This is a genomic window from Rhizobium terrae (assembly GCF_003425685.1).
In the GTDB taxonomy this organism is placed as follows: domain Bacteria; phylum Pseudomonadota; class Alphaproteobacteria; order Rhizobiales; family Rhizobiaceae; genus Neorhizobium; species Neorhizobium terrae.
Genome location: NZ_QJKM01000007.1, coordinates 96,189 through 119,825, shown reverse-complemented (window position 1 = coordinate 119,825; position 23,637 = coordinate 96,189). Strand labels below are relative to the sequence as shown.

21 protein-coding genes are annotated in these 23,637 nt (G+C 63.2%); 9 read left to right on the top strand and 12 right to left on the bottom strand.

All coding sequences use genetic code 11. The annotated features are described in order from the left end of the window. The first annotated feature begins 126 nt into the window (after positions 1 to 126). From DMO26_RS14485 to DMO26_RS14470, 4 genes are all read left to right on the top strand, one after another. On the top strand, positions 127 to 1,197 hold the full coding sequence (locus DMO26_RS14485) for an ABC transporter substrate-binding protein (protein ID WP_117192865.1): 1,071 nt from the start codon (positions 127 to 129) through the stop codon (positions 1,195 to 1,197). A gap of 249 nt (positions 1,198 to 1,446) precedes the next feature. Beyond that, complete coding sequence (locus tag DMO26_RS14480) at positions 1,447 to 2,391, top strand: Bug family tripartite tricarboxylate transporter substrate binding protein (RefSeq protein WP_117192864.1); 945 nt, start codon at positions 1,447 to 1,449, stop codon at positions 2,389 to 2,391. Beyond that, positions 2,388 to 2,882 (top strand): tripartite tricarboxylate transporter TctB family protein, encoded by a 495-nt coding sequence (locus DMO26_RS14475; protein ID WP_117192863.1) that lies wholly within the window; start codon positions 2,388 to 2,390, stop codon positions 2,880 to 2,882. Before DMO26_RS14480 ends, DMO26_RS14475 begins: the two co-directional genes overlap by 4 nt. Before the next feature lie 24 nt (positions 2,883 to 2,906). Continuing rightward, complete coding sequence (locus DMO26_RS14470; RefSeq protein ID WP_117192862.1) at positions 2,907 to 4,424, top strand: tripartite tricarboxylate transporter permease; 1,518 nt, start codon at positions 2,907 to 2,909, stop codon at positions 4,422 to 4,424. Positions 4,425 to 4,473: 49 nt separating this feature from the next. On the opposite strand, the gene DMO26_RS14465 is transcribed toward DMO26_RS14470, so the two are convergent. From DMO26_RS14465 to DMO26_RS14430, 8 genes are all read right to left on the bottom strand, one after another. Continuing rightward, positions 4,474 to 5,403, bottom strand: coding sequence for a glutaminase (locus DMO26_RS14465; protein WP_117192861.1), 930 nt, complete (start codon positions 5,401 to 5,403; stop codon positions 4,474 to 4,476). A gap of 36 nt (positions 5,404 to 5,439) precedes the next feature. Next, positions 5,440 to 5,946, bottom strand: a complete 507-nt coding sequence (locus DMO26_RS14460; RefSeq protein WP_117192860.1) for a MarR family winged helix-turn-helix transcriptional regulator — start codon at positions 5,944 to 5,946, stop codon at positions 5,440 to 5,442. Between the two features lie 3 nt (positions 5,947 to 5,949). Beyond that, positions 5,950 to 6,633 (bottom strand): ABC transporter ATP-binding protein, encoded by a 684-nt coding sequence (locus DMO26_RS14455; RefSeq protein ID WP_117192859.1) that lies wholly within the window; start codon positions 6,631 to 6,633, stop codon positions 5,950 to 5,952. Further along, the gene (locus DMO26_RS14450) at positions 6,633 to 7,382 is read right to left on the bottom strand and encodes an ABC transporter ATP-binding protein (protein WP_117192858.1); all 750 of its coding nucleotides are present in this window, start codon (positions 7,380 to 7,382) and stop codon (positions 6,633 to 6,635) included. Before DMO26_RS14450 ends, DMO26_RS14455 begins: the two co-directional genes overlap by 1 nt. A 4-nt stretch (positions 7,383 to 7,386) precedes the next feature. Further along, positions 7,387 to 8,361, bottom strand: a complete 975-nt coding sequence (locus tag DMO26_RS14445; RefSeq protein WP_226951300.1) for a branched-chain amino acid ABC transporter permease — start codon at positions 8,359 to 8,361, stop codon at positions 7,387 to 7,389. Between the two features lie 7 nt (positions 8,362 to 8,368). Beyond that, positions 8,369 to 9,292: a branched-chain amino acid ABC transporter permease gene (locus DMO26_RS14440; RefSeq protein ID WP_117192856.1), complete on the bottom strand. Its 924-nt coding sequence runs from the start codon at positions 9,290 to 9,292 to the stop codon at positions 8,369 to 8,371. Between the two features lie 9 nt (positions 9,293 to 9,301). Further along, the gene (locus DMO26_RS14435; RefSeq protein ID WP_117192855.1) at positions 9,302 to 10,438 is read right to left on the bottom strand and encodes an ABC transporter substrate-binding protein; all 1,137 of its coding nucleotides are present in this window, start codon (positions 10,436 to 10,438) and stop codon (positions 9,302 to 9,304) included. A gap of 141 nt (positions 10,439 to 10,579) precedes the next feature. Next, complete coding sequence (locus tag DMO26_RS14430) at positions 10,580 to 12,205, bottom strand: AMP-binding protein (protein ID WP_117192854.1); 1,626 nt, start codon at positions 12,203 to 12,205, stop codon at positions 10,580 to 10,582. 207 nt (positions 12,206 to 12,412) lie between these two features. Here DMO26_RS14430 and DMO26_RS14425 point away from each other — a divergent pair, with 207 nt between their 5' ends. Then, on the top strand, positions 12,413 to 13,237 hold the full coding sequence (locus DMO26_RS14425) for an alpha/beta hydrolase (protein ID WP_117192853.1): 825 nt from the start codon (positions 12,413 to 12,415) through the stop codon (positions 13,235 to 13,237). Between the two features lie 29 nt (positions 13,238 to 13,266). Here the strand turns inward: DMO26_RS14425 and DMO26_RS14420 are convergent, their stop codons facing one another. From DMO26_RS14420 to DMO26_RS14405, 4 genes are read right to left on the bottom strand one after another with little or no spacing between them, the layout of a single operon-like run. Continuing rightward, positions 13,267 to 13,788: a winged helix DNA-binding protein gene (locus DMO26_RS14420; protein ID WP_117192852.1), complete on the bottom strand. Its 522-nt coding sequence runs from the start codon at positions 13,786 to 13,788 to the stop codon at positions 13,267 to 13,269. Positions 13,789 to 13,845: 57 nt separating this feature from the next. Continuing rightward, positions 13,846 to 14,847: a TRAP transporter substrate-binding protein gene (locus tag DMO26_RS14415; protein WP_117192851.1), complete on the bottom strand. Its 1,002-nt coding sequence runs from the start codon at positions 14,845 to 14,847 to the stop codon at positions 13,846 to 13,848. Between the two features lie 25 nt (positions 14,848 to 14,872). Further along, positions 14,873 to 16,186, bottom strand: coding sequence for a TRAP transporter large permease (locus DMO26_RS14410; RefSeq protein ID WP_117192850.1), 1,314 nt, complete (start codon positions 16,184 to 16,186; stop codon positions 14,873 to 14,875). Between the two features lie 3 nt (positions 16,187 to 16,189). Then, positions 16,190 to 16,774: a TRAP transporter small permease gene (locus tag DMO26_RS14405; protein WP_226951299.1), complete on the bottom strand. Its 585-nt coding sequence runs from the start codon at positions 16,772 to 16,774 to the stop codon at positions 16,190 to 16,192. A gap of 215 nt (positions 16,775 to 16,989) precedes the next feature. Here DMO26_RS14405 and DMO26_RS14400 point away from each other — a divergent pair, with 215 nt between their 5' ends. The 4 genes from DMO26_RS14400 to DMO26_RS14385 all read left to right on the top strand — a co-directional run bounded on the left by DMO26_RS14400 (position 16,990) and on the right by DMO26_RS14385 (position 23,630). Continuing rightward, positions 16,990 to 20,610, top strand: coding sequence for a hydantoinase B/oxoprolinase family protein (locus DMO26_RS14400; RefSeq protein WP_117192849.1), 3,621 nt, complete (start codon positions 16,990 to 16,992; stop codon positions 20,608 to 20,610). A 97-nt stretch (positions 20,611 to 20,707) separates the two neighbouring features. Continuing rightward, positions 20,708 to 21,607 carry a DMT family transporter gene (locus DMO26_RS14395; protein ID WP_117192848.1) on the top strand — a complete coding sequence of 300 codons (900 nt, stop codon included), beginning with the start codon at positions 20,708 to 20,710 and terminating at the stop codon, positions 21,605 to 21,607. Further along, entirely contained in the window at positions 21,604 to 22,812 is a 1,209-nt protein-coding gene (locus tag DMO26_RS14390; RefSeq protein WP_117192847.1) for a TIGR03862 family flavoprotein, read from the top strand. The genes DMO26_RS14395 and DMO26_RS14390 overlap by 4 nt, the downstream gene beginning before the upstream one ends. A gap of 101 nt (positions 22,813 to 22,913) precedes the next feature. Continuing rightward, a complete protein-coding gene (locus tag DMO26_RS14385) occupies positions 22,914 to 23,630 on the top strand; it encodes a YoaK family protein (protein WP_117192846.1) in 717 nt (238 codons plus the stop codon). The last annotated feature ends 7 nt before the right edge of the window (positions 23,631 to 23,637 follow it).

Sequence of the window (23,637 nt, the reverse complement as noted above, 5' to 3'; positions counted from 1 at the left end):
CCCACAGGTAGTGAACCGATATCGGAAAGCAAGCCTCTAAAATCGGCATTTCGAACCCTGTGGCGGCAAGGTGACGCCCTTGCCTCCCGACTTGTCGCGACTGCCGCTCTGGGGCATGGTGGAACCATGAAAAGGCTGCTTTTCTCATTCCTCTGTTTTGCCCTTCCGCCTAGCCTCGCCACAGCGGATACGACGCTGTTTCGGGCGCTTTCCGGGCGCGACGACGCCCCGATGCTGACCGTCTATTCCTCACTCGACGAACCGCTCGCCAAGCCGATGATCGCCGGCTTCCAGACCGCCAACCCGGACGTGGCGGTACGTTACGAAGATATGCTCACAGGGGAGATTTACGACCGGATCGTCAGGGAAACCGATGCCGGCAACAAGACGGCAGACTTCGCCTTTTCCTCGGCCATGGACCTGCAGGTGAAACTTGCCAACGACGGTTACGCCCAGCGCAGCGACCTGTCGATGAGCGGACAATGGCCAGGCTGGGCAAACTGGCGCAATACCGCCTATGCGCTGACCTTCGAGCCGGCGGTGTTCGTCTATCACAAGCCGAGCTTCAAGGATTCCCCGCCGCCTTCGACCCGGGCAGAACTGGTCGAATTCCTGCAGAAGCGGGGCGATGCGGTCTACGGTCGGATCGGCACCTACGACATCGAACGCTCGGGCGTCGGCTTCCTGTTCATGGCGCGCGACCAGGAGCAGTTCGGCGATATCTGGTCGGTGATCCGGGCGATGGGTGCCGCGGGCGTGAAGCTCTACTCGACCAGCCAGGGCATCCTGGAACGCGTGGCAGACGGACGATTCCTGCTCGGCTACAATATTCTCGGTTCCTACGCCGCCGACTGGGCTTCGCGTCATCCGGATGTGGGCATCGTGCTGCCGAAGGACTATACGGTTGTCATGTCGCGCATCGGCCTGGTGCCGCAGGCCGCAGCCGCGCCGGATCTCGGCAAGCGCTACCTCGAATTCTTCATGTCGAAGGAAGGCCAGACCATCATGGCCCGCGAGCTGCAGATCCCGGCGGTCAGCCCGGAAGTCGCCGGCAGCAACACCGCGACGACGCTGCGCGAGATGCTTGGCGGGCAGCTGAAGCCGGTTCCCGTCAGCCTCGGCCTGATGGTCTATCTCGACCAGGTGAAGCGGGCGAGGCTGATTTCCCGCTGGAACGAAGTGCTGCGGCTTCAATAGGGGCGCGAGCGTTGCGCAATTCAGGCATTTTCATGGCATCCGACCCTTGCCAAATCCATTGAGCGCGAGAGATGTCAGGTAAATGTCAGCTTCTTATGCTGGCTTAGGCGCATTCGGCCCCCGTTTGGAGGCGGGGACCCGAGAGGATGGGAGGGTTCGGAGCAGGCGGTTCTCGCCGGGCTCGTCTTTCCTGTCGCACAGCCAAAGAAACTTTCGCGTCGGATCCAGACGCCAACGGAGGACATACCCTTGAAACACTTCTTCCTCGCTTCCATTCTTGCGGGTGCAATCGCTCTTCCGGCCGCTGCGGCCGACTATTCCATCATGGCGCCCGCTGCGCCCGGCGGCGGCTGGGACCAGACCGCCCGCACGATGCAGACCGCCCTGCAGACGGAGAAGATCTCCAACAAGGTGCAGGTGATGAACGTTCCCGGCGCCGGCGGCACGATCGGCATCGCCCAGTTCGCCAGCCAGCAGAAGGGCAATCCGAACCAGCTGCTGGTCGGCGGTTACGTCATGGTCGGCGCGATCCTGACGAACAAGTCCCCGGTGACCCTCAAGGACGTCACCCCGATCGCCCGCCTCACCGGCGAATACGAAGTCATCGTCGTTCCTGCGTCTTCCGACATCAAGTCGGTAGCCGACCTGACCGCCAAGCTGAAGGCAAATCCGGGTTCGGTCTCCTGGGGCGGCGGCTCGGCCGGCGGTACGGACCATATCACGGCCGGCCTGATCGCCAAGGCTGCCGGCGTCGATCCGACCAAGGTCAACTACATCGCATTCTCCGGCGGCGGTGAAGCGCTCGCCGCCATCCTCGGCGGCCAGGTCACAGCCGGCATCTCGTCCTACGGCGAATTCGAAGGCCAGATCAAGGCCGGCGCGCTGCGCCTGCTCGCCATCTCGTCCGACAAGAAGATCGAAGGCATCAACGCTCCGACGCTGAAGGAATCCGGCCTCGATGTCGTGATCCAGAACTGGCGTATGGTCGCCGCAGCGCCGGGCCTCTCCGACGATCAGAAGAAGGCGATCGCCGCGGACATCGAGAAGCTTGCCAAGTCCAAGACCTGGCAGGACAGCCTGAAGACCAAGGGCTGGATCGACACCTATCTCTCCGGTCCGGCATTCGAAGCGCAGCTCGCCAAGGACATAGCCGCGACCGAAAGCATCCTGAAGGACATCGGTCTGGTCAAATGAGCCTCGACAACAACAAAACGACCGCCGAACAGCGCCGCCCGGATTGGGCGGCGCTTGTTATTGCCGCCGTGCTCGTCGTCATGGCGGGCGTCATCTTCTTCGACGTCTCGCGGCTGCGCGACATGGGCGGCTACAGCCAGGTCGGTCCGGCCACGGTTCCGGACTGGATCGCCTTCTGTCTCGTCGGCCTTGCCATCTGGACCGTGTTCGCCGCCTTCCGCCGCGATTTTCCGAAGCGGGAGAAGCAGGAAATCGGCCCGGTCGCCTGGGTGGTCGCGGGCCTGATCGCGCAGATGGTCCTCATCCGCCTGCTCGGCTTCTCGATCGCCACCGGCGTGCTTTTCGGCCTCGCGGCAGCCGGTTTCGGCGCCCGCAGGATCTGGATCAGCATCCCGGCCGGCATCGTCATCTGTCTTGCCATCTACTGGTTGTTCGCCGTCGTGCTGCAGCTTTCGCTGCCCGCAGGCCCGCTCGAGCACCTGATCCAGTGACCGGACCTTTCGAAGAGTAAGATCATGAGCACATTCGAATTCCTTCTTCAGGGTCTGGCGTCGGCGATGTTGCCGATGAACCTCATCTATGCGCTGATCGGCGTGACGCTCGGCACCATGGTCGGCGTGCTGCCCGGCATCGGTCCAGCCACGACGGTGGCGCTGCTTCTGCCCGTCACCTACCAACTCGACGCGACCGGCTCACTGATCATGTTCGCCGGCATCTACTACGGCGGCATGTATGGCGGTTCGACGACCTCGATTCTCCTCAACACGCCGGGCGAAAGCTCGTCGATCGTGACCGCGCTCGAGGGCAACAAGATGGCCCGCGCCGGCCGCGGCGGCCCGGCGCTCGCGACGGCGGCGATCGGTTCGTTCGTCGCCGGCCTGATCGCGACGCTGGCGCTTGCCTTCGTCGCTCCCTACATCGTCAAGCTGGCGCTGGTCTTCGGGCCGCGCGAATATTTCGCGCTGATGGTGCTCGCCTTCATCACCGTCTCGTCCGCCTTCGGCAACTCGGCGCTGCGCGGCCTCACCTCTCTCTTCATCGGCCTGTCGCTATCGCTCGTCGGCATCGACCAGCTGACCGGCCAGAACCGGCTTTCCTTCGGCGTTCCGGACCTGCTCGACGGCATCGAGGTGACGACCATGGCGGTCGCCATGTTTGCGATCGGCGAAACGCTGTTCATCGCCGCGCAGGGCGAACAGGCGCCGGACAAGGTCGAGGCGATCCGCGGTTCCGTCTGGATGACGGCCAGCGACTGGGCGCGCTCCTGGAAGGCCTGGCTGCGCGGCACGGTGATCGGTTTCCCGATCGGCGCTATGCCCGCCGGCGGAGCGGAAATCGGCACCTTCCTGTCCTACGCGACGGAAAAGCGGCTCACCAAGCATCCGGAAGAGTTCGGCAACGGCGCGATCGAAGGCGTGGCCGGACCGGAAGCGGCGAACAACGCATCGGCCGCCGGCACGCTGGTACCGCTGCTGACCCTCGGCCTGCCGACGTCGGCGACCGCGGCGATCATGCTCGCCGGCTTCCAGCAATACGGCCTGCAGCCCGGGCCGTTGCTGTTTGCGACCAATCCACAGCTCGTCTGGGGCCTGATCGCCTCGCTTTTGATCGCCAACCTGATGCTGCTGGTGCTCAACCTGCCACTCGTCGGCCTCTGGGTGAAGCTGCTCACCATTCCGAAGCCGTGGCTCTATGCGGGCATCCTGGTGTTTGCCACCCTCGGCACGATCGGCGCCAACCCGTCGGTCTTCGAACTCGGCATGCTGCTGGTCTTCGGCCTCGTCGCCTATGTCATGCGCGTCTTCGACTACCCGATCGCGCCGGTCATCGTCGGCCTGATCCTCGGGCCGTTGGCGGAACAGCAGCTTCGCCGCGCGCTCGCCATCAGCCAGGGCGACGTCACGACGCTCGTCCAGTCGCCGATCGCTGCCGTGCTTCTGGCGCTCGCCGCAATCGCCCTCATCCTGCCGCTCATCCTGCGCTTCCGCGGACGCGGCAACGTGCTCTCGCAAATGGCAGCCAGCGAGGATTGATCAGAACGCTGCCGTCAAACTCAGAGGCCCGGCTCCCCGTCGGGCTTTTTTATTGCCCGAACACCGACCAGCCGGTTCTGGTGGCCAGCATCTCAAGTGCCAACGACCCCAGCAGCGAATTGCCGTTATGGTTGAGCCCCGGCGACCACACGGCAACTGAAGCCTTGCCCGGCGCCACCGCCATGATCCCGCCGCCAACGCCGCTCTTGCCGGGCAGGCCGACACGGTAGGCGAAATCGCCCGATCCATCGTAATGGCCACAGGTGAGCATCAGCGCATTGATGCGCCGCGCCCGCTGTTTCGAAACGACCGTGTGACCGGTTAGCGGATTGCGTCCGGATGCGGCGAGAAAAAGTCCGGACTTGGCGAGCTGGGTGCAGGTCATCGCCAGCGCGCAGTGATGGAAATAGACCCCAAGCACATGCTCGACCGGATGAGTGAGCTTGTTGAAAGACCGCATGAAATTGGCGAGCGCGAAATTGCGGAAACCCGTCGCCTGTTCCGATTTCGCCACGTCCGGATCGATCGCGATGGTTTCGTCATCGGCCAGATAACGCACGAAGCGGACGATCTCGCCGATCGCCTCGCGCGGCGTATGGCCGGCCAGGACCAGATCGCTGATGGCAATCGCCCCGGCGTTGATGAAAGGATTGCGCGGCTTGCCTTCCTCGTGCTCCAGCTGGACGATCGAGTTGAAGGCCGAGCCCGACGGCTCGCGGCCGACCCGGTTCCAGGTGGTTTCGCCGTGTTTGCCGAGCGCCAGCGTCAGGGTGAAGACTTTCGAGACGCTCTGGATGGAAAAGGGCACGTCCGCGTCGCCGGCCTTGCAGACCTGGCCGTCGACGCCGATCACGGCGATGCCGAATTTCTTCGGGTCCACATGGGCGAGCTGCGGGATATAGTCGGCGACCTTGCCCTCGCCGAGCCGCGGCGTCAGCTTTTCGTAGATCTCGTCGACGATCGCCTGCAGGTCTGCCATCTTTCAACCTCGAACCTTTGCCCTGACCGGGTCTTACTATTCGAAGGCGCTGCCGGAAAGATGGTTGCTGGCGGAAGCCTTCACCGCGCCGATCTCAGACCACAGGGACGCGATCATCGCCGGATCGACATCCGCCATGATATCGCGCAGCCAGCCTTCATGGGCCGCCGCCATGCGTTCGAAGAGCGCGATGCCCTCCGGCGTCAGGACCGCGACGGTGACGCGGCGATCGCCTTCCGGTGTGATGCGCTGCACATGGCCGTCCGCCTCCAGCCGTTCGACGAGGCCGGTGACATTGCCATTGGTGACCATGGTGCGCTTGGAAAGCTCGCCGAGCCGCAGGCCTTCCTTCTCGCGATAGAGCTGCGCCATAAGGTCGAATTGTGGCAGCGTCGCACGGAACTCGTTGCGCAGGCGCCGGCGGATTTCCGTGGTGATGAGTTTGGTGGTGGACAACATGCGCAGCCAAAGCCGCGTCTCCGGCTTGTTCTTGCCGTGCGGGCCATGAACGATCAGTTCCAGATCAGCGCTCGCCGCTTCCATACCTTACACCCCGAGATATCGATCCTGCAGTTCGGTCGTCAGATCGGCAGGTTTGCCGCTCCAGGCGCTTTTTCCGTTTTCCAGAATGACACAGCGGTCCGCAACCGGCAAAAGCTCCGAAAGCGTCTTGTCCACCACTAGAATCGAAAGTCCTTCGGCCTTCAACTGCCGGATCGCCTTCCAGATGTCCTGGCGGATGACAGGGGCTAGGCCTTCTGTCGCCTCGTCGAGGATGAGAAGACGTGGATTGGTCATCAGCGCCCGGCCGATCGCCAGCATCTGCTGTTCGCCGCCCGAGAGCGAGCGCGCCATCTGGGCGTGCCGTTCCTGGAGGCGCGGGAAAAGAGCGTTGACGCGCTCCAATGTCCACTGACCGGGCCGGGCGGCGGCTACGAGATTTTCTTGCACCGTGAGGTTCGGGAAGCAGCGGCGGCCCTCCGGCACGAGGCCGATGCCGAGTTTTGCGACGTGATGCGGCCGTTTGCCTCTGGTATCGACGCCGCCGATCCTGACCGCGCCGGCGCGCGGCGGGTTCAAGTTGCAGATGGCGCGGATGGTCGTGGTCTTGCCCATGCCGTTGCGGCCCATGAGCGCCACGGCCTCGCCTTCGGCGACTTCGAGATCGACGCCGAAGAGGGCCTGGCTTGCGCCGTAAAATGCCAGAATTCCGGAGACGTCGAGCAGCATCAGGCATGGTCTCCGAGATAGGCGGTGCGCACAGCCGGATCGCGACGGATTTCCTCCACCGGTCCCGTCGCAATGATACGGCCGTAGACGAGCACGGAAATGCGATCGGCGAGCGCGAAGACGGCATCCATATCGTGTTCGACCAACAAGATCGGAGCCTCCCTGCGGAGCCCGTCAAGGAAGCGGGTGAGCGACTTCGAACCCTCCGGCCCCATGCCGGCCATCGGCTCATCGAGCAGGAATGTCCTGGATCGCAGGGCGAGCGCCATGGCGATTTCCAGCTGGCGGCGTTCGCCGTGGGAGAGTTCGGCGGCGGGGACGCGGGCGCGAGCGGTCAGGCCGACGCGCTCCAGCATGGCCATGGCCGTATCGATCAGGCTCTTGTCGCGCATGACCGGCTTGAAGAACCGGAAGCTCGACCCTTCCTTCGCCTGCACGGCCAGCATGACGTTGCGGAGCGCGGAAAATTCCGGCGCGATCGAAGAGACCTGGAAGGTGCGGCCGAGGCCGAGCCTTGCGCGCTCTGCCACCGTCAGGGCGCCGACATCCTGGCCGGCGAACCGTATCGAACCGGAATCCTGTCTGAGCGTGCCGCAGATCTGGTGGATGAGCGTCGACTTGCCGGCGCCGTTCGGGCCGATCAGCGCGTGGATTTCGCCGGGGCGGAGATCGAGCGTAACGCCGTCGGTTGCCCGCAGAGCGCCGAAATTCTTGACGAGATTGGAGATCTGGAGAACCGGCTCAACCATGACTTTATCCATGTCGCGCCTTTCCGGCGAGAACACCCAGCAGGCCGCCGCGGGCAAAAAGAACAACCAGCAACAGGATGAGACCGAGGAAGAACTGCCAGCGTTCTGTCACTCCGCCCAGCGCATATTCGAAGGCGACGTAAAGCGCTGCGCCCGCCAGCGGGCCGAACAGCCGGCCGGTGCCGCCGAGGATGATCAGCACGATCAGTTCGCCGGACATGTGCCAGGAGAGCATGGAGGGACTGACGAAGCGATTGAGATCGGCAAACAGCGCGCCGGCGAGACCTGTGATCATTGCCGAGAGCACGAAGCCGGTCAGGCGGATGCGATAGGGCTGGATGCCGACGGTCGCGACTCGCACCTCGTTCTGTCGCGCCGCCTGAAGCGCGGCACCGAAACGCGAGGCCCGGAGTATCGCAAAGAGGGCGATGCCGAGCAGCAGGATGATGTAGCAGATAAGAAAATAGTTCAGCGGCACCATGGTCATCACGCCGGGGAACTGGTTGCGGACGAGGATGGAGAGCCCGTCCTCACCGCCATAAGCAGGCCAGGAAACCGCGAAGTAATAAACCATCTGCGCGAACGCGAGCGTGATCATGATGAAATAGACGCCCGAGGTGCGCAGGCTGATCACGCCGATGGCGAGGCCGACAAGGCCGGCAAGTGCCACGGCGACGATCCAGATGATCCACATCTGGTTGGTGCCGGAAAAGCCGAACAGCAGCGGATCGCCGGAGAAGTTATGGGCAGCCACAATGCCTGCCACATATCCGCCGATGCCGAAGAAGGCGGCGTGGCCGAAGGAAACGAGGCCACCGACGCCGAGCGCAAGATTGAGGCCGGTCGCGGCGAGCGCGAGGATCGCCACGCGGGTGGCGAGCGTGATGTAGAACGGCTGACCGAGCGCATTGGCGGCGAGCGGCACCGCCAGCAGGCCCAGGGCCAGAATGAGATTGACGAGGTTTTCGCGGGTCAACATGATGACCTCACGCATGCGCCGGCGGGAAGAGGCCGCGCGGCTTGACCGCGAGAATGACCGCCATGACGATATAGATCAGCATCGAAGCGATCGCGCCGCCGATCATGCCGGCTTGAGCAGGCGGCACAAAGAGGAGCATAAGCTTCGGCAACAGGAACCGTCCCATCGTATCGGTGACGCCGACCAGCAGCGCACCGAGAAGCGCGCCCTTGATCGAGCCGATGCCGCCGATGACGATGACCACGAAGGCGAGGATGAGCACCGGCTCGCCCATGCCGACCTGCACCGACTGGATGGCGCCGACCATGGCACCGGCAAAACCGGCAAGGGCCGCACCGAGCGCGAAGACGACCGTATAAAGCGTGCGGATATCGACGCCGAGTGCGCCGATCATTTCGCGGTCGCTCTCGCCGGCGCGGATGCGCATGCCGAGACGGGTGCGGGAGATCAGCATGTAGAGGCCGAACGCCACGAGCGCGCCGGCGGCAATGATCGCCAGCCGGTAGACGGGATATTCCGTGCCGCCGGGAAGGCCGACGGCCCCCTGCAGGAGCGGCGGGATATCGAGATAGAGCGGGAACGAGCCGAAGAGCCAGCGGGTGCCTTCGGAAAACATCAGGATCAGCGCGAAGGTGGCGAGAACCTGATCGAGGTGATCACGATCGTAGAGCCTGCGGATGACGACGAGTTCGACGATCGCGCCGGCCGCCGCGGCCGCAACGAGGCTCGCGACCAGACCGATCCAGAAGGAGCCGGTCCAGGCCGCCACGGTGGCGCAGGCGAATGCGCCGACCATGTAGAGCGAGCCGTGAGCAAGGTTGATGAGGCCCATGACGCCGAAGATCAGCGTCAGCCCGGCGGCCATCAGGAACAACATGACGCCGAGCTGCAGGCCGTTCAGCAACTGCTCCAGAGCAAGTGCAATGGTCACGTGGCGACCTTAGAGCTTGCAGTCTTTGGCGTAGGCATCGCCGTGGTCGGCGAAGATCTTTTCGACCGTCTTGTTGGTCAGCACGCCGTTGTTCTTCACCACTTCCGTCAGATAGATGTCCTGGATCGGATGCTGATTGGTGTTGAACTTGAATTTTCCGCGCGGCGACTGGATGTCGGCCTTCTTCAGCTCGGTGCCGAAAGCGGCCGCATCCTTGACGCTGGCCTTGGAAGCGGCGGCGAGAATGAGCTGGGCGGCGTCATAGGCCTGGACCGCGTAGATCGACGGCAGACGGTTATATTCTTTCTGGAAATCCGCCAGGAACTTCTTGCTCGCGGCATTGTCGAAGTCCGGAGCCCATTGGCCGGAAGCCTTGGCGCCGAGAGCCGCGTCGCCGATGGCCGGCAGAACGTCCTGGCTGAAGGAGAAACCCGGACCCATGACCGGGATCTTTACGCCCGACTGGGCAAACTGCTTCATGAAGGCGATACCCATGCCGCCGGGCAGGAAGACGAAGATGCCGTCGGCGCCGGACGCGCGCATCTGGGCGATTTCGGCGGCGTAGTCCGTCTGGCCGACCTGGGTATAGACCTCGGCGGCGAGCTGGCCCTTGTAATAGCGCTTGAAGCCGGTCAGCGAATCCTTGCCGGCCGGATAGTTCGGGGCGAGGATGAACATCTTCTTGTAGCCCTTGTTGGCATATTCGCCCATGGCTTCATGAAGGTTGTCGTTCTGGTAGGCCGCGTTGAAATAAAGCTTGTTGCAGTTGGCGCCGGCAAGCGCTGCGGGCGCGGCGTTGGTCGAGACGTAGAACTTGCCCTGGGCAACCGCGCTCGGGGCGACCGCCATCAAAAGGTTCGACCAGACGATGCCGGTCAGGATATCCACCTTGTCGGACTGGATCATCTTGTCGGCGATCTGCACGGCGAGTTCCGGCTTCTGCGCATCGTCTTCGGTGACGACGGTGATATCCTTGTTGCCGGCGTTCTTGATCGCCAACATGAAGCCGTCGCGCGTATCGATGCCGAGGCCGGCGCCGCCGCCCGAAAGCGTGGTGATCATGCCGATCTTCAGCGGCTCGGCGAATGCGAGGCCGGAGGCGCTGAGGCTCAGCGCCAGCGAGGCAGCAGCAAGCATTTTCTTCATGTGACGAACTCCCGTTTGTTGTTGTGTTCCCATGACCTTCAGCCGACGTCTCCCGCCCGCTTCCGTCTTTTCTGTCTTCCACATTTGCGCGGAAACTTCCACTCCGCTTGTGCCGCGGAGTTTACCCAAAATCAGGTATGGTTACGCGGACAGCTTCTGCTTCAGCCGGAAGCGCTGGATCTTGCCGGATTCGGTTTTCGGCAGGGCTTCGGTGAAGACGATCGAGCGCGGGTATTTGTAGGGCGCGATGATGCTCTTCACGTGATCCTGGAGAATCTTGACAAGCAACTCGCTCGCCTCGAATCCCTTGGCCAGAACCACATGCGCTTGCACGATCGTGCCGCGGCCGTCATCCGGCGCGCCGATCACGGCACATTCCAGCACGGCCTCGTGTTTCAGAAGAGCGGCTTCGACTTCCGGGCCGGCAATGTTGTAACCGGCGGAGATGATCATGTCGTCGGAGCGGGCGGCGAAGTGGAAATAGCCGTCCTCGTCCTCGACGAAGCTGTCGCCCGTCAGGTTCCAGCCGTTCTTCACATAGTCCTTCTGGCGCTCGTCGGCGAGATAACGGCAGCCGATCGGGCCCTTGACCGCCAGCCGGCCGATCGTGCCGGGCTTTACCGGGTTCATCTCGTCGTCGACGATAATCGCCTCGTAGCCGGTCAGCGGCTTGCCTGTGCAGGCGGGTCTGGAATCGCCGAGCCGGTTGGAGATGAAGATATGCAGCATTTCGGTGGCGCCGATGCCGTCGAGGATCGGCTTGCCGGTCTTTTTCACCCATTCCTCGAAGACGGGGCCGGGCAAAGTCTCGCCGGCGGAAACGGCAATGCGGAGCGAGGAGAGGTCCGCGCCGGCATCCATGGCCGCCAGCATGGCGCGATAGGCGGTCGGCGCGGTGAAGCTGATCGTCGCCTTGTAGGTCTCGATGATCTCGATCATCTTCGGCGGTGTGGCCTGTTCGAGAAGCGTCGCGGCGGCGCCGAAACGCAGCGGGAAGACGGCGAGACCGCCGAGGCCGAAGGTGAAGGCCAGCGGCGGCGAACCGACGAAGATGTCGTCCGGCGTCACGTCCAGCACTTCCTTGGCATAGGCATCTGCGATGATCAGGATATCGCGATGGAAATGCATGGTGGCCTTGGGAATGCCGGTCGAACCCGAGGTGAAGCCGAGCAGGGCAACGTCGTCACGGCCGGTCTTCACCGCCTCGTAGCGCACAGGCTTGTTGAGCGCAGCCCGGTCAAGCTCGGCGTCGTGGTTGGCGGTGCCGTCGAAGCCGATGACCTGCTTGAGGAATGCGCTTTCCTTGGCGCAGGCGACCAATTCGTCCATCAGGCGCGTATCGCAAAGCGCCATGGAGATCTCGGCCTTGTCGATGATCTTGGCGAGTTCGCCGGAGCGCAGCATCGGCATGGTGTTGACGACGACGGCGCCCGCCTTCGTCGCCGCCAGCCAGCAGGCGACCATGGCCGGGTTGTTGGCGGAGCGGATCAGCACGCGGTTGCCGGGCTTCAGGCCGTAATCCTCGGTCAGCGCCCGAGCGATGCGGTTCGTCCAGTCGGCGAGTTCCTTGTAGGTGCGGCGGCGGCCGTTGCCGATCAACGCGGTGTAATCGCCAAAACCCTTTTCGACCATGCGATCGGTCAACTCGACCGCCGCATTCATCCATTCCGGGTATTGGAAGCTGTCCAGCTTGATCTCCGGCCACTGATCGAAGGGCGGAAGATTGTCGCGGGCAAACGTATCCTGATGGCCTGACGGTCCCAGCATTGTCATGTTCCCAGGTCTTTTTTTATCGATGCGGCTTTTTGCCTTTCGTCCAGAAAAGCACTGCTTCCCCTCGGTTGCAAGAGAGAAATTTTAAGTTTGTAATAATTTTCTCCGCAGGCCATTTTCGAGCGCATGCGACTTTCCTGCGGGCGGCGGCGATGACAGTATGCGCCTGCAATCATGCATGCGTCGAGGGAAACAAGAACGATGCGCCATCGGATCAGCGACTGGGACAATGCCTATGCCAACGGCATCAACATTCCTCAGGGCGATCGCTGGCCGGCCGCATGGGTGGAGCCGGCGCGGCATTTTCGCGAGACGCTGGGCGCCGCGGGTCGCGCGAAGCTAGGGCTTGTCTACGGGGAGAAGCCTCGCAACCGCTTCGACCTCTTCATGCCGGAAAGCACGCCGAAAGGCCTTGTTGTCTTCGTGCATGGCGGCTTCTGGATCGGGCTCGACAACAGTTATTGGTCGCATTACGCGCGGGGCGCCGTGGAGCGCGGTCATGCGGTCGCCATGCCGATGTATACGCTGGCACCGGAAAACCGAATTTCCGAAATCACCCTGGAGATCGGCAAGGCGATCGAGGCTGCGGCCAGGAAAGTCCCTGGACCGATCCGGCTGATCGGGCACTCCGCCGGCGGCCATCTGGTGACGCGGATGATCTGCGCGACCTCACCGCTATCGGACGGGGTGCGCAGCCGCATCGCCAATGTCGTCTCGCTCTCCGGCGTTCATGATCTCAGGCCCCTGCTCGCAACGAAGATGAACGAGAAGCAGCGGATAGACCGGGAGGAGGCCCATCGCGAAAGCCCTGCCCTTCTGGAACCGATGCCGAATGCACGGGTGACCTGCTGGGTGGGTGCCGGCGAACGTGCGGAATTCATCCGCCAGAACGCGCTGCTGGCCAATATCTGGAAAGGCCTGGGCGCCGAAACCGAAGTCATCGAGGAGCCGGACCGGCACCATTTCAACGTGCTCGACGGCATGGAAGACCCGGCCCATCCGCTGATGGACGCGCTGCTTTCCTAGAATTGTTTCGCACCTTCGGTGCTGTTTTCCTAAAGCGAGGCAGCCGCACGCGCAGCCTGGTCGTAGTGGCCGGAAAGCGCCCGCAGGCGGGATGCCATTGCCGACAGCGTCTCGCCCGACACCTCGGTGGCCAACACCGATTTGACGAGCAGCGCCTCGCGCACGGCCGCGTATTTCATGCAGGCCTCGGCACCGGCCGGGGTGACCATGACCAGCTTTTCCTTGCCGCGCCGGCCGGACTTGATGAGCTTCAGGCGCTCCAGCTTCTTCAGCGCGTAGGTGACCACGTGCGTGTCCTCGATGTTGAGAACGAGCGCAATGTCGGCCAGTGTCTTCGGCTTGTTGCGGCTGTTGATATTGTGCAGCACGAGGATATCGATCGCCGACAGGTCCGGCACGCCGGCAGCCGCCATGCAGCGCACCATCCAGCGGCTGAAGGCATGGTTCAGCATGATGAGACCGAATTCGATCTCGGACAGGGCCGGCAGGGCGCCCGTGGCCAGGTGGCCGGAGGACACGATCGGGCCGAATTCATTCTTCTCCGATGACATGATTTCTCCTCCCGGGAACGAGTGCGCCGCGACCGACTGGCCGCGACGCTTCTCAAATCACATCTTCTTGTAGGCGTCCAGAATGGCGGCGCCATCGGCACCGGCCTTTTTCGACCAGTCTTCCGTCAGCTTGGCGCCGACATCGGCAAGGCCCTTCTTGAGATCGGCGCTCGGTTCGAGAACCTTCATGCCGTTCTTCTTGAGCGTGTCCATGTAGGCACTGGTCTTTTCGGCGCCGAGCGCCCAGCCGCGAGTCTCTGCAGCGGCGGCGGCATCGGTGACGGCCTTCTGAACCGCCGGATCGAGCGCAGCGAAGGCGGCCTTGTTGACAAAGACGACGTTTTTCGGGATCCAAGCCTGGGTGTCGTAGTAATGCGTGAGCGATTCCCAGATCTTCGAATCGACGCCGGTGGCGCTCGACGTCATCAGGCCGTCGACGACGCCGGTCGCGAGCGCCTGCGGCAATTCGGCCGCCTGGACGGTGACCGGCTGGGCGCCGACGAGATCGGCGATGCGTGCGGTGCCGACGTTATAGGCGCGCCACTTGAGGCCCTTCAGGTCGGCGACGCTGCCGACGTCCTTCTTGGTGAAGATGCCCTGCGGCGGCCATGGCGTCGCATAGAGAAGCTTCAGGCCCTGGGCGTCGAGCGCCTTTTCCATCGCCGGTTTGGAGGCGGCATAAAGTTTCTTCGACTGGTCGAAGCTCGTCGCCAGGAAGGGCACGACGTCGATGCCGAAAACCGGGTTTTCGTTCTCGTGCAGCGAGATCAGCACTTCGCCGGCCTGGGCCTGGCTGGTCTGGACGGCGCGCTTGATATCCGGCGCCTTGAAGAGCGAGGCGCTCGGATGAACGGTGATCTTCAGCTTGCCGCCGGATGCCGTCTCGACCTCCTTGGCGAACTGCATCAGGTTTTCGACGTGATAATTCGCCGGCGGATAGGCGGACGGCAGGACCCAGGCGGTCTGAGCCCAGGCGCCGGTGGCGGCCAGCAAGGCCGCGCCGGCCACGCCGGCACGGACAAGCCCCGCGCGAACGAGGGTGGAGAGCAATTTCCTCATTATCAGTTCCCTTTTCTTTCTCTGGTTAACCCGGGAATGCCATTTTCGGCAGGACCATCACGATTTCCGGGAAGACCGTGATGATGGCGACGGTCGCCACAAGCAGGAAGAAGAACGGCAGCGAGGCTTTCGCGACCGTCAGGCTGTCGCGGCCGCTCATCGTCTGCAGGACGAAGAGATTGAAACCGACCGGCGGCGAGACTTCCGCCATCTCGACGATCAGCACCAGGAAGATGCCGAACCAGATGAGATCGAAACCGGCCTGCTGGATCATCGGCAGCACCACGACCGTGGTCAGCACGATCATGGAGAGACCGTCGAGCGCGGTGCCGAGCAGGATATACATCACCGTCAGCACGGCGATCAGGGCGTAGGGGCTCAGATTGAAGCTGTCGACCCAGGCGGCGAGCGCGTTCGGAATGCCGGTATAACCCATGGCGATCGACATGAAGCCGGCGCCGGTCAGGATCAGCATGATCATGCAGGTGAGCCTTGTGGCGCCCATGACGCTATCCCAGAAGGATTTCCAGGTGAGCGTGCGGGACCAGGCGGCGATGGCGAGAGAGCCGAGCACGCCCCAGGCGGCGCATTCCGTCGCCGTCGCCCAGCCGAGCAGCAAAGTCGCAAAAACAAGAACGATCAGCAGCATGACCGGAATCAGGTTCATGCTTTCCTTGAACTTTTCCCTGAGGCTCATCTTCGGCGGGGCCGGCGGCTGCTTGTCGGGATTCAGCATCGACCAGACGATGATGTAGCCGGAATAGAGCACCATGACGATAAGGCTCGGCAGGAAGCCGGCGAGGAATATCTGGATGATCGAGACGTTGGCGGCCACCGCATAGACGACCATGGTGATCGACGGCGGAATGAGAATGCCGAGCGTGCCGGCGCCGGCAAGGGAGCCGAGGCTGACCATTTCGTCATAGCCGCGCTTCTTCAATTCCGGCAAAGCGATCTTGGCGATCATCGCCGTGGTGGCGGCGGACGACCCGGAAATCGAGCCGAACAGGCCGCAGCCCAGCACGTTGACATGCATGAGCCGGCCCGGCAGCCAGCCGAGCCAGGGCGAGAGGCCGCGGAACATCTCTTCCGAAAGCCGCGTGCGGAACAGGATTTCCCCCATCCAGACGAAAAGCGGCAGTGCGGCGAGCGACCAGGAAGCGCCGCCGCTCCATGAATTGGTGGCCAGCACCGCGCCGACCGGGATGCCCGGCACGAAAAGCATGGCGATAAAGCCGCAGATCAGCAGCGAAATGCCGATCCACACGCCGCCGGCCAACAGGGCGAGCAGGGCGACGAGGACGATGCCCGCGATTTCAACGAGTTCGATCGTTCCCATGCATCAGGCCCCGCTCTGGATGGCGCGTTCGATGACTTCCTCGGCGGTCACCGGCTCGGGCTTTTCGTAGCGCGGCGAACCGCCGAACAGCACGTGCAGGAGTTCATCGACGAAAGCGACGGCGAGGATGATCAGGCCGCCGGAAAAACCGAGCTGCGGGATCCACAGCGGCACGGCGATCACGCCCTGGGAGAGGTCGTTGAAGCGGTAGGACGTCAGCGTCATGTCGAGCGCAAACCAGGCGAAATAGACGAGCGCGACCGTGCCGACGATCAGCGCGATCACCTCGACCACCCGCCTAGCCGGCCCCTTGATACGCTCGACCAGCAGGCCGACGCGGATCATCTCGCCGGAGCGGAATGTATGGGCAAGGCCAAGGAAAGCGCTGGCGGCCATGCACCAGGAGGCGAAATCATCGCCGGCCGGTACGTCTATATCGAGCGGGCGCCCGGCGGACAGCGCCATCATCAAAAGGAAGATGGCGATGAGGAAAAGCCCGGCCATCCAGCCGGAGACGAGATAAAGTCCGTCGAGCGCGCGGCGGAGCCAATCGGGAAATATGCTATGGCGAATATCAGCGGCGGACACGGACTGCCCTCCGCAAAGCAAGGCGGCAAAAAGACATGGTCGGCTCCCCTCGGTTGCCGGTTGCACGGGTGGGAGCTCTCTGAATACCGGCTACCTTTGCCCGTTCTGGTCGGCATGATGCTTAACAGTGATTTTCCTGTCAACTAATCATTGACGTTTTATCGACGAAATGTTTTCGTTATTGCAACTCAAATTTCCGAAAACAGGGGCGGGATATGGCCGGCAACAAGTGGGACTTCTGGATCGACCGCGGCGGTACGTTTACCGATATCGTCGGGAGGAAGCCGGACGGCTCATTGGTTGCCCATAAGGTTCTTTCCGAAAATCCAGAGGCTTACCGGGATGCGGCCGTGCAGGGCATCCGCGAGCTTCTGGGCCTTTCCGCCGGAATGCCGATTCCCGCCGACGCCATCGGCGCGGTGAAGATGGGCACCACCGTCGCCACCAATGCGCTGCTGGAACGCAAGGGCGAGCGCACCCTGCTGGTCACCACACGCGGCTTCCGCGATGCGCTGGCGATCGGCTACCAGGCGCGCGCCGACATTTTTGCCAAGAAGATCATCAAGCCGGAACTGGTTTACAGCGCCGTGGTCGAGGTGGACGAGCGCGTCCGCGCCGACGGCGCCGTCGAGGCGGCACCGGACGAGAAGGCGATCCGTGCCGAGCTGCGGGCGCAGTTCGATGCCGGTTTCCGGGCCATCGCGATCGTCTTCATGCATGCCTACCGTTTCCCGGCGCACGAACAGCTGGTTGCACGGATCGCCCGCGAGATCGGGTTCACCCAGGTTTCCGTCAGCCATGAGGTGTCGCCGCTGATCAAGCTCGTCGGCCGTGGCGATACGACCGTTGTCGATGCCTATCTCTCGCCGATCCTACGCCGCTACGTGGAGCAGGTGGCCGGCGAACTCGGCACGGGGCTCGATGAAGGCCAGAGCGGCGCGCAGCTGATGTTCATGCAATCCTCCGGCGGCCTTACCGCCGCGCGGCTTTTCCAGGGCAAGGACGCGATCCTCTCCGGCCCGGCCGGCGGCGTGGTCGGCGCGGTGGAGACTTCGCGGCTTGCGGGTTTCGAGCGAATGATCGGTTTCGACATGGGCGGCACGTCGACCGATGTTTCGCACTACGACGGCGAGCTTGAACGCTCCTTCGAAACGGAGGTGGCCGGCGTGCGTATGCGCGCGCCGATGATGTCGATCCACACGGTTGCCGCCGGCGGCGGCTCTATTTTGCATTTCGAGAACGGCCGTTTCCGCGTCGGCCCGGATTCTGCCGGTGCCAATCCCGGCCCGAAGGCCTATCGCCGTGGTGGTCCGTTGACCGTCACCGATGCGAACGTCATGCTCGGCAAGCTCTCGCCGAAGCTTTTCCCGGCGATTTTCGGCCCGAACCGCGACCAGCCGCTCGATGCGGACGCGGTGCGCGCAGCTTTCGAAGACATGGCCAAGACGATCGGCGACGGCCGTTCCCCGGAAGAGGTGGCGGACGGTTTCCTCGCCATCGCGGTCGAGAACATGGCGAATGCGGTCAAGAAGATCAGCGTCCAGCGCGGTTACGACGTCACGCATTACGTACTGACCTGTTTCGGCGGCGCCGGCGGCCAGCATGCCTGCCTGACGGCTGACGCGCTCGGCATCTCGACCGTTCTGATCCACCCGTTCTCAGGCATTCTTTCCGCCTATGGCATGGGTCTTGCCGATATTCGCGCCACGCGCCAGCGGACGATTTCGCAGGAGCTTGCCGCGGCACTCGGGACGCTTGGTCCGATCCGTGACGAACTGACCGCAAGCGTCGTCGGGGAAATGGCTTCGCAAGGTGTTACCGAAACCGAAATGGATGTGCTGCATCGCGCTCACCTGCGGTATCAAGGCACGGATACGACCCTGCCGGTGACGGTGACCGATGCCACCGGCATGACGCTGGCTTTCGAGACCGCGCATAAAAAGCAGTTCGGCTTCATCTTCGAGAACCGCGAGATCATTTTCGAGGCCTATGAGGTCGAGGCGATCGGCGGCGGTGCGGATTCGGCCGAGCCGGAATTTGTGCTGGACGGCACCGCGCCAAATGCTGCCGAGCGGACGAAATTTTTCTCCGGCGGGACATGGCGCGAGGCGCCGGTCTACCGCCGTGCGGACATCAAACCGGGCGCGCGTGCGAACGGTCCCTGCCTGATCGTCGAGCCGCACCAGACGATCGTCGTTGAAGATGGCTGGGCCTTCGAGATCACCAGGCTGAACCACGTCGTGCTGAAGCGCGTCGCCGCGCTTTCGCGCGCCAAGCCGATCGGCACGCAGGCCGATCCGGTTCTGCTCGAAGTGTTCAACAACCTGTTCATGTCGATCGCCGAACAGATGGGCGTGACGCTGCAGAACACCGCGTCTTCGGTCAACATCAAGGAACGGCTCGACTTCTCCTGCGCCGTCTTCGATGAGAACGGCGCGCTGGTCGCCAATGCTCCGCATATGCCGGTCCATCTTGGCTCCATGGATCGTTCCGTCGAAAGCGTTATCGCCCAAAACCAGGGCAAGATCCGTCCAGGCGACGTCTTTGCGCTGAACGCGCCTTACAATGGTGGTACGCACCTGCCGGATATCACCGTCGTGACACCGGTATTCGACGAGAAGGGCGAGAATATTCTCTTCTACGTCGCCTCGCGCGGACACCATGCGGATGTCGGTGGCACGGCTCCGGGCTCGATGACGCCGCTTGCGACCACCGTCGATGAAGAAGGCGTGCTGTTCGACAACGTGCTCCTGGTCGATCGCGGCTGGTTCGACGAGGCGGGCATTACCAGGCTTCTCTCCGAGCATCCCTACCCGGCCCGCAACGTCGCCCAGAACGTCGCAGACCTGCGCGCCCAGATCGCCGCCAACGAAAAGGGCGTGCACGAGATGCGCAAGATGATCGCGCAATTCGGTTTGGACGTCGTGCAGGCCTATATGGGTCACGTGCAGGACAATGCGGAAGAAAGCGTACGCCGGGTTCTCGAGAAGCTGAACGACGCTGAGTTCTCCTACGCCACCGATCAGGGCAGCACGATCAAGGTGAAGATCACGGTCGACAAGCAGAAGCGCGAAGCGACCGTCGATTTCACCGGAACCAGTCCGCAGAGACAAAACAATTTCAACGCGCCGGAACCGGTGACGCGCGCTGCGGTGCTTTATGTCTTCCGTGTCATGGTCGAAAGCTCGATCCCGATGAATGCCGGCTGCCTGAGGCCGATCCGCATCGTCGTACCGGAAGGCTCGATGCTGAAGCCGCAATATCCGGCAGCCGTCGTTGCCGGCAACGTGGAGACGTCGCAACACGTCACCAATGCCTTGTTCGGGGCTTTGGGCGCGATGGCGGCGAGCCAGGGCACGATGAACAACCTGACTTTCGGCAACGCGACCTACCAGTATTACGAAACGCTGTGCTCCGGTTCGCCGGCCGGCCGGTTCAACGACGGAATGGGCTTTACCGGCACGGATGCGGTTCACGTCCACATGACGAACTCGCGCCTCACCGATCCGGAAATCCTGGAAACCCGTTATCCGGTCCTCCTGGAGGACTTCCATATCCGCGAAAATTCCGGCGGCAAAGGCAGGTTCTCGGCCGGTAACGGCACGAAGCGGACGATCCGTTTCCTGGAAAAGATGGACTGCGCCATCCTCTCCTCGCACCGGACGATCAAGCCCCACGGGCTTGGCGGCGGCGAAGCGGGCGAGATGGGCCGCACGACGGTGCGCCGTCTTGACGGCACGTTCGAAGAACTCGGCGGCTGCGCCCAGACCACCATCGAGGCGGGCGAGGCGGTGACCGTGATCACCCCGACGGCCGGCGGTTATGGGAAAGCGTGACGCCTTTGCTTGCGGCATGAGAATCCGCAAGTTGCACTTGTGACGACTCGCAGGCGGGATTAACGTCCCGCCTTCTTTCGTTTTCGGAACCTGAGACATGTCCAGCGAAGACAGCCAGTATCGCCTGGGTGTGATCTATGTTGCGCTTTCGGCGCTGGCCTGGTCGCTGTCCGGCATCTTCATGCGGTCGATCTCGGCCGACCTGCCGACGATCATCTTTCTGCGCGGGCTGGTTTCCGGCACGACGACGCTGCTGTTCTTCTTCTATCTGGAACGCGGCCGGGCCTGGCCCATCCTGAAGGCGATCCGCTGGCCGACGATCCTCGCCACCCTCTTCAGCGCCGGCAGCATGATTTCCGGCCTCGGTTCGCTCTATTACACGTCGGTCGCCGACGCGATGGTCATCTATGCGACGGTACCCTTCGTCACCGCCGGGCTCGCCTTTCTTTTCATCGGGGAACGGACCAGCCGTGCAACACTGATCGCCAGCGCCGTCGCCTTCGCGGGTGTCGCGGTCATGCTGACGGATGCAGGCAGCGGCGGTTCGCTGCTCGGCAAGGGCATGGCGGCGATCATGACCCTAACTGTCGCCGCCCTCTCCGTCGTCATGCGGCAGTACCGCGGTGTGCAGATGCTGCCCGCCATGGCTCTTTCGGCCTATCTCTGCTCGTTTTCGACGTTCTGGTTCGCGAGCCCCGGCATGGCGACGATCCAGGATATCGGGCTGATCTTCCTCTTCGGCATCGTGCAGAATGCACTCGGCCTGATCCTCTACACATTCGGAGCCAAGCGTATTCCGGCGGCGGACGCCAGCCTGATCACGGCGCTGGAAGTGCCGCTGACGCCCCTCTGGGTGTGGATCTTCATGGCCGAAGTGCCGCCGCAGGCGACGCTGATCGGCGGGCCGATCGTGCTCCTCGCGCTCTTCGGGCATATCTTCGTGGAAATCCGGCGCAATCGCACGCCGCTTCCCGCAACGACGCAGCCGTGCCCATGAGCAGGAAGATCGCGATCATCGGCGGTGGACCGGCGGGACTCATGGCGGCGGAGGTGCTTTCCGCAAGCGGCCATGCCGTGACCGTCTACGAAGCCATGCCGACCTTCGGGCGGAAATTCCTGCTGGCCGGCAAATCCGGTCTCAACATCACCCATTCTGAGGAGTTTTCGCGCTTTGCGGAGCGTTTCGGCGCCGCATCCGCACGGCTGCGGCCGGCGCTTGACGCGTTTAATCCGGAGGATGTCCGGGAGTGGGCGCTCGGCCTCGGCGCGGAAACCTTCGTCGGCACGTCGGGCCGGGTCTTTCCGACGGTGATGAAGGCTTCACCGCTGCTGCGCGCTTGGCTACGGCGGCTGGAGACGCAGGGCGTTTTGCTCAGGATGCGGCATCGCTGGACCGGATTTGCCGAGGAGGGCCATCGTTTCGCGACCTTGGAAGGCGAAATCGCGGTGCCGGCCGACGCGACCCTTCTGGCGCTTGGCGGCGCCAGCTGGCCGCGGCTCGGATCGGATGCCGCCTGGGTGCCGTGGCTCAGGGAAAAAAGCGTGGCAATCGCCGATTTCCGGCCTGCCAATTGCGGTTTCGACGTCGGCTGGAGCGAGACGTTTCGCGAGCGTTTTGCCGGAGCTCCGCTGAAATCCGTTTCCGCGACATCCGATGCCGGCATCTTCCGAGGCGAGTTCGTGGTCTCCCGGCATGGGATCGAAGGCAGTCTCGTCTATGCCCATTCCGCAGCCTTGCGGGACCGGCTCCTCGCGACCGGCCAGGCGTCGCTCGCCATCGATCTGATGCCCGACCGCACGACGGAGCGCCTAGCCCGCGACCTGTCGCGCCAGGATGTGAAGGCGAGCTTTTCAAACCGGTTGCGCAAGGGCGCCGGACTGGATGGCGTCAAAGCGGCGCTGCTGCGCGAGCTTTCGCCCAATTCCAACCGCATGGCGCCTGAGGCTCTGGCAGGGCTCATCAAGACCCTTCCTGTTCCGCTCCTGCGGCCTCGGCCGATTGCCGAAGCGATCTCCTCCGCCGGAGGAATCGCCTGGGATGGACTCGACCCGAACTATATGCTGAAACCTCTCCCGAACGTCTTCGCCGCCGGCGAAATGCTAGACTGGGAAGCGCCGACCGGCGGTTACCTGCTGACTGCCTGCCTTGCCACGGGACGTGCTGCTGCAAAGGGCATCGAAGCCTGGCTGCAGTCGAAGTAGTCCACTGCCGGATTTGCGATTTCTTTTCAACTTGTCGGGCATTGTTCCAAATCAATGCCGAGGAATTGACCCGCTCGAAACTTGAGGAGGACGGAGCCTCCATGACACGAGACAGACGAAGACGTATCATTCGCAAACGGCGAACCCTGACGGGGCTGGCTCTCGTCGCCGCCATATCCTTCGTGGCGGGCATGACGGATGCTGTGGGCCTGCTTCTTTCCGGTGACTTCGTCTCCTTCATGACGGGCAACACGACCCGTGCGGCTCTTGCCTTTTCAGCTAGCGATTACGCTCACGCGCTCATCCTGTTCGCCGCGCTTTGGGTCTTCATCATCGGCAACGCGCTTGGCATCGTGCTGGCGCATACGGTCTCCGCGCGACGGACCTTTGTCGTGCTCGCAGGCGTTTCGATCGTCCTGGGGCTCGCCTCGACCGTGCCTAGCATCGGCTATCCGAGGCTGCAATTCTATCTTGTGGTCCTATCGATGGGCATGATCAACGCCACCGTCGAGCATATCGAGGGCCTGCCGATCGGCCTCACCTATGTAACGGGCGCGCTCTCCCGCTTCGGCCGCGGCATCGGGCGTTGGCTGATCGGGGACCGAAACCCGGCAGGCTGGGTCATCCAGACCGTTCCTTGGACCGGAATGGCCTGCGGCGCGGTAACCGGCGCTTTTTTGACAAAATACGCTGGCAGCGATGCGCTCTGGGTCGTGTCGATGCTGGCTTTGACGGTGGCTCTGGCAACGGCACTCCTGCCGCGCCCGCTGCAACTTCACTTCCAGCAGCCGATCCTGCCCGCCCGTCGCCGCGCGTGATCCTTTC

Bases quoted from the DNA above. Each gene is read 5' to 3' on its own strand.
- DMO26_RS14485 (WP_117192865.1), top strand. From the start codon at position 127: ATGAAAAGGCTGCTTTTCTCATTCCTCTGTTTTGCCCTTCCGCCTAGC.
- DMO26_RS14475 (WP_117192863.1), top strand. From the start codon at position 2,388: ATGAGCCTCGACAACAACAAAACGACCGCCGAACAGCGCCGCCCGGAT.
- DMO26_RS14470 (WP_117192862.1), top strand. From the start codon at position 2,907: ATGAGCACATTCGAATTCCTTCTTCAGGGTCTGGCGTCGGCGATGTTG.
- DMO26_RS14465 (WP_117192861.1), bottom strand. From the start codon at position 5,403: ATGGCAGACCTGCAGGCGATCGTCGACGAGATCTACGAAAAGCTGACG.
- DMO26_RS14460 (WP_117192860.1), bottom strand. From the start codon at position 5,946: ATGGAAGCGGCGAGCGCTGATCTGGAACTGATCGTTCATGGCCCGCAC.
- DMO26_RS14455 (WP_117192859.1), bottom strand. From the start codon at position 6,633: ATGCTGCTCGACGTCTCCGGAATTCTGGCATTTTACGGCGCAAGCCAG.
- DMO26_RS14450 (WP_117192858.1), bottom strand. From the start codon at position 7,382: ATGGTTGAGCCGGTTCTCCAGATCTCCAATCTCGTCAAGAATTTCGGC.
- DMO26_RS14445 (WP_226951300.1), bottom strand. From the start codon at position 8,361: ATGTTGACCCGCGAAAACCTCGTCAATCTCATTCTGGCCCTGGGCCTG.
- DMO26_RS14435 (WP_117192855.1), bottom strand. From the start codon at position 10,438: ATGAAGAAAATGCTTGCTGCTGCCTCGCTGGCGCTGAGCCTCAGCGCC.
- DMO26_RS14430 (WP_117192854.1), bottom strand. From the start codon at position 12,205: ATGCTGGGACCGTCAGGCCATCAGGATACGTTTGCCCGCGACAATCTT.
- DMO26_RS14425 (WP_117192853.1), top strand. From the start codon at position 12,413: ATGCGCCATCGGATCAGCGACTGGGACAATGCCTATGCCAACGGCATC.
- DMO26_RS14420 (WP_117192852.1), bottom strand. From the start codon at position 13,788: ATGTCATCGGAGAAGAATGAATTCGGCCCGATCGTGTCCTCCGGCCAC.
- DMO26_RS14415 (WP_117192851.1), bottom strand. From the start codon at position 14,847: ATGAGGAAATTGCTCTCCACCCTCGTTCGCGCGGGGCTTGTCCGTGCC.
- DMO26_RS14410 (WP_117192850.1), bottom strand. From the start codon at position 16,186: ATGGGAACGATCGAACTCGTTGAAATCGCGGGCATCGTCCTCGTCGCC.
- DMO26_RS14400 (WP_117192849.1), top strand. From the start codon at position 16,990: ATGGCCGGCAACAAGTGGGACTTCTGGATCGACCGCGGCGGTACGTTT.
- DMO26_RS14395 (WP_117192848.1), top strand. From the start codon at position 20,708: ATGTCCAGCGAAGACAGCCAGTATCGCCTGGGTGTGATCTATGTTGCG.
- DMO26_RS14390 (WP_117192847.1), top strand. From the start codon at position 21,604: ATGAGCAGGAAGATCGCGATCATCGGCGGTGGACCGGCGGGACTCATG.
- DMO26_RS14385 (WP_117192846.1), top strand. From the start codon at position 22,914: ATGACACGAGACAGACGAAGACGTATCATTCGCAAACGGCGAACCCTG.